Origin of the sequence: Oscillatoria sp. HE19RPO (assembly GCF_024220515.1) — a bacterium.
GTDB lineage: Bacteria > Cyanobacteriota > Cyanobacteriia > Cyanobacteriales > Laspinemataceae > Laspinema.
This window is the reverse complement of record NZ_JAMXOT010000306.1, coordinates 1-4,569: the sequence shown is the minus strand read 5'-3', so window position 1 is coordinate 4,569 and position 4,569 is coordinate 1. Positions and strand designations below refer to the sequence as shown.

At 44.8% G+C, this 4,569-nt stretch carries 6 protein-coding genes; all 6 read right to left on the bottom strand.

Going from position 1 to position 4,569, the window contains the following annotated elements; genetic code table 11:
- Positions 1-699: 699 nt before the first annotated feature.
- Positions 700-1,815, bottom strand: a complete 1,116-nt coding sequence (locus tag NG833_RS24445; RefSeq protein ID WP_254567881.1) for an AAA family ATPase — start codon at positions 1,813-1,815, stop codon at positions 700-702.
- 128 nt (positions 1,816-1,943) lie between these two features.
- A complete protein-coding gene (locus NG833_RS24440) occupies positions 1,944-2,306 on the bottom strand; it encodes a type II toxin-antitoxin system RelE/ParE family toxin (RefSeq protein ID WP_254567880.1) in 363 nt (120 codons plus the stop codon).
- A complete protein-coding gene (locus tag NG833_RS24435; RefSeq protein WP_254567879.1) occupies positions 2,296-2,541 on the bottom strand; it encodes a hypothetical protein in 246 nt (81 codons plus the stop codon). Before NG833_RS24435 ends, NG833_RS24440 begins: the two co-directional genes overlap by 11 nt.
- Positions 2,542-3,136: 595 nt before the next feature.
- Entirely contained in the window at positions 3,137-3,331 is a 195-nt protein-coding gene (locus NG833_RS24430) for a hypothetical protein (protein WP_254567878.1), read from the bottom strand.
- Between the two features lie 137 nt (positions 3,332-3,468).
- Positions 3,469-3,795, bottom strand: coding sequence for a hypothetical protein (locus NG833_RS24425; RefSeq protein ID WP_254567877.1), 327 nt, complete (start codon positions 3,793-3,795; stop codon positions 3,469-3,471).
- 123 nt (positions 3,796-3,918) lie between these two features.
- On the bottom strand, positions 3,919-4,569 hold a 651-nt coding region (locus tag NG833_RS24420; protein ID WP_254567876.1), incomplete at its 5' end, for a tetratricopeptide repeat protein.

The following is a 4,569-nucleotide window of genomic DNA, read 5'->3' as shown; positions in this document are numbered from 1 at the left end:
GTAAAACAAAAAACCAGGTTAATCACCCCATCTAATCCCACTTCCCAACATCGAAAAACCCATTTCCAATCTCCCTGTAGCCGCGATTCGAGAATCGCCAGTAAAACAAAAAACCAGGTTAATCACCCCATCTAATCCCAATTCCCAACATCGAAAAACCCATTTCCAATCTCCCTGTAGCCGCGATTCGAGAATCGCCAGTAAAACAAAAAACGGGTTTCTCACCCCATTTAATCCGGAATTCGGTTGTAAAATGTCTATAAAAACCCGCACCCTAAAGGGTGGGGCTACACAGACGAAGCCCGCCTGCGCGGGCTAATCCATAAAATCGACTTGTTACAACTGAATTTGGTATAATCCCAATTCCCAACCTTGAAAAACCCCCAATTTCTAATCTCCCTGTAGCCGCGATTCGCGAATCGCCTGTGAACCAGAAACCGGGTTTCTCACCCCATCTAATACTAATTTCCAACATCTGATTAAGAAACCCGGTTTCTACCCCTTGAAATTGGACTATATAGCGACCCTAAATGAATTTGACATAAAGATAGCGAGCAAGATGCAAAGCCTACGGCATAGCTGGTGCTTACCGCACTCCAAGACTTTCAGCCTTGGATCCATTGTCAAACTGATTTAGACTAGCTATAAAACAATCACTTCCACTCCACCATCCCTCTATAAAAAGTCCATTTTCCTCTCTTAGCCCGCGCAGGCACCGCTTCGTCCGTATAGCCCCAGGCTTGACGCTGCGGGGTTTTCACAAACCTCTAATTGAATAATCGCTGATTCAGGTACAAGTTCCTCCACATAATCGGAATGGGTGGTAATAATAAATTGATTATTTTTCCCCAACTTCGGTAAAGCCCTCAAAAATGCCTGTTGCATCGGTGGATGTAAATGTAACTCCAGTTCATCGATTAAAATCACTGAATTATGAATATTCCAACTGGCAAAGTCCATGAGAATCGGAAAAATTGCCCGTTCCCCTCCGGACATTTCCGAAATTTCATATTGGTTTTTACCATCAAATAGATAAAACCAAGGTTCACTAAACAATTCATTAATGTCCTGTCGGGGAACGGGACCCTGAAAACTTCGCCCGGGGAAAACTGTTTGGTAGGCGGTTTCTATTTCTGCATAGAGGTCTTTTTGTCCGGGACGAAGTTGGGGGATTTTTCCTGTGGTTAAATCTTGATGAAACTGTCGCCACTTGGATAATCGGTCCCGTAAGAGGTCATCGGTGATTTCCAGTTGATTTTGAAGGTTTTCTGGGGTTAAAGTAGTGGAAGTTCGCTCCTCGGTGTACCAGAGAATCGTACCGACTCGCTCAAACACCTGGAACCCTTCAGCGCGGAGTAATGGCTTGGCATAGTCTCGTCCTCTAAATTGGCATAATTCAGCGGCACTCTGGGCTTGAACGCGCTGATTTTGCCATTTTAAATTGACAATTTCTTCCTGTGCCGGAGGTGGCAAATCTCGTCCCTGTTCTGACAATTTTTGGTGAAATTCCTGAACGGCTTTCAGTTCCAATGGGGAAAATTCTACCCCTAGGTTTACCTCCGGTGTCAATTGTCCCCAGTTCCCTAACAGTTCAGGATTAAATCCGGACCAGTCTAAGTCCTGAAGTTTCTGCAATCGTCCCGTAGCGACTCCTAGGGTGGCAGCAATTGCCTGTAATAAACTGGTTTTTCCAGCCCCATTCATGCCGATTAACACCATCAAATCTCGGGCAAATCCAGTTTCGGAATCGGTGAAATCCAATCTAAGATGGGGGAATTTTTTAAAAGATTTGACTTCAAGGGATTGTATTTTCATGTTATAGGGGCTTCCTCGTAACGTGGCTTTTATCCTCGTGAGGGGGCTGTACTCCGCGTCACGAGAAAGACCCCACCCCAAGACATCGAAGAGGGGGGAGAACTGTTCGTGATTGAGATGCTCCCTATTCATTCTGATTCATACAGCTCCTCTAAAATCGTTTGAATTTGCTCCGTTGTCATATCTTCTTGCTCAGATTTGCTATAAATCGTCAACAACAAAATACGGGTTTCTGATTCCAGCAAATAAATAATGCGATCGCCGCCACTTTTTCCTTTCTGGATATTACTATTTTTGGCTCTAACCTTGTAAACATAAAAGTTTTCGCCAAAACCAGAAAGGCGATCGCCTAATTGAGAGCCTTGTTGTAATGCCTCAATGACTACCTGAGTATCAGAACGAATATTGCGATATTTCTTAGCTAGTTTTTTGAGGTTATTGCGATATTCAGGCGTTAAATCAATGTTAACGAATTCAGGATTATTCGGCATCAATTCCCTCCCACATTTGTTCTAAGGGAATTCGTCTTCCGGCTTTAGCATCTTGCAAAGCTCGGATTAAACTAGCTTTAATTTCCTCGGCGGGAGTATCATCCGGATCCAAGTCATCTTCATCGGATATCAAGAGAATCACTTTGACTCGGCTCTCGGATTTAATGTCTAAAGGTTCATCTAATAAAAGTTGGCCCTTATCATCGATTTTGCCCATGACTTCAACTGCTTTCATTGCTTGACCTCAAATTGTGTGTTAGGCTGTCACTCAAACCGCTTTTTTATAGGTTCATGGGTTCAGTTTAGCAAATTTATCCTTTTTTTCCTCGTGAGGGGGCTTCAGTCGCGTCACGCGCTATTGGCGGCTTAAGCGCCTGGACCTCTGATGAAGCATAGGTACAATAAACCTAGCCCTGTCAAGGTGTGTAGATTGTAGGGGCGCAATGCTTGCGCCCTCCGGTGGGCTTCGAGCATTGCGCCCCTACAAGAAATAACGATTTTTCGTCATTAAATTTACGCCCTCCGGAGGGCGCAAGCATTGCGCCCCTACAAGAAATAACGATTTTTCGTCATTAAATTTACCACCTTGACAGGGCTAGTACAATAGACCGCGATTAGCCCTTGCTTGGCTACTGGAGGCAGAGCCTCCAGAGTGCGTGACGCGGCAGAAGCCCCCTCAAGAGAACACCCAGTTTATAACCCTTAAAATTGGACCAGAAACCGGGTTTCTCACCCCATTTAATGAGACTTGCCAACATCTGGTTAAGAAACCCGGTTTCTAACCCTTGAAATTGGACCACTATCGGTAACTCCGGGTGGGACTGATGGGTTTACAAATATTCTTCATCTACGCAAATCTCTTCCGGGGGAATTTCAACTATTTTTCCATCCTGCCAGACTACAATCGGACGCCCCAATTGTTTGTGACGCAAAAAGGCACGATTGGCGGCAACTTTTAAAGCGCGATCGATGAGAGTTCTCTCCTCAAAGATTTCAGAGATGGATTTTGACGGTTGTTCGTTCATCGGTTAAATTCTCCTGTAATCCTCTCCCAGGTTTTAGCATCATGAATAGTTTCCTGAATATCCCGGATGCCACTGGCGATAATTCTAGCACCGGCAGGATTGGAATTGTCATAAAACGGTCAAGTAATCTTCACTACTCATAGATTATCTGTAGATTGCAAAAGTTGAATCTGCTCTTGCAACGTTATCCACATTTGATAAAAAGCGTTCCATTCCACAAAGTCAATTTCATCTCCTAATTCTCCCGCGTGGAATCGTTGAGAGAATTCAGCCGATGACATTTGATACTGTTGTTCAAAAATTTGTATTTCGGCTTCGAGTTCCTGATTTTTTTGCCGAGACTCCGCCAACTCTTGGCTGATAATCTTGTCTAATGTCTGGTTGATGACATCATTAGATTTCCATTGCTGATAAAGGGTTTCTAAAATTTTCAATTTGGCGAGAACTTGAGAGGGGATTGACATAGTTGTATGGTCCGATAAAAGTTTATAAAATGAGAACCCAGTTGCTTGAGCCAATCTGGGAAAAAATTCCCCAATTATCGCCCCAACCAGGTTTCTGGCCCTCGCCCCTATTTTACTACAGCCCTAAACTTCTTGATTCCACTCTTTTTCAATCCGTTCTAAATCCTTTGCTGCACCTAATTGTTGAAAGATTTGATAGGATTTTTGGTAATGCTGCTGGGCAATTTCTTCATTTCCGCGTTTGCGCCAGAGTTGCGCGAGGCGATAATTAGTTTCCGCAATATGCCAAGTCATTCCTAATTCTTCCATCTGTGCCAATGCTTCGGTTAAATATTGTTCAGCCGCATCGAGATTACCTTTACCAAGTTCGTTTTCTCCCAGACTACCCCAATTTGCTGCTATCCCCGAGCGATCGCCCAATTCGGTTTCAATTTCCAAACATTGCCGATACAGACGCTCCGCCTCATCCCAGTTGCCGCGATTTCGCTGGATATCTCCCAAGAGTCCCCAAGAGGATGCCATCCCCGAGCGATCGCCCAATTCGGTTCTCAAAGCCAAAGATTGCTGAAACAGACGCTCCGCCTCATCCCAGTTGCCCCGTTTTCGCTGGATATCTCCCAACAGTCCCCAAGAGGTTGCCATCCCCGACTTATCGCCCAATGAGGTTTCAATTGCCAGACATTGCTGATACAGACGCTCCGCCTCATCCCAGTTGCCGCGATTTCGCTGGATATCTCCCAACTGTCCCGTAGATGTTGCCATCCCCGACTTATC

Bases quoted from the DNA above. Each gene is read 5' to 3' on its own strand.
- NG833_RS24435 (WP_254567879.1), bottom strand. From the start codon at position 2,541: ATGAAAGCAGTTGAAGTCATGGGCAAAATCGATGATAAGGGCCAACTT.
- NG833_RS24430 (WP_254567878.1), bottom strand. From the start codon at position 3,331: ATGAACGAACAACCGTCAAAATCCATCTCTGAAATCTTTGAGGAGAGA.
- NG833_RS24440 (WP_254567880.1), bottom strand. From the start codon at position 2,306: ATGCCGAATAATCCTGAATTCGTTAACATTGATTTAACGCCTGAATAT.
- NG833_RS24425 (WP_254567877.1), bottom strand. From the start codon at position 3,795: ATGTCAATCCCCTCTCAAGTTCTCGCCAAATTGAAAATTTTAGAAACC.
- NG833_RS24445 (WP_254567881.1), bottom strand. From the start codon at position 1,815: ATGAAAATACAATCCCTTGAAGTCAAATCTTTTAAAAAATTCCCCCAT.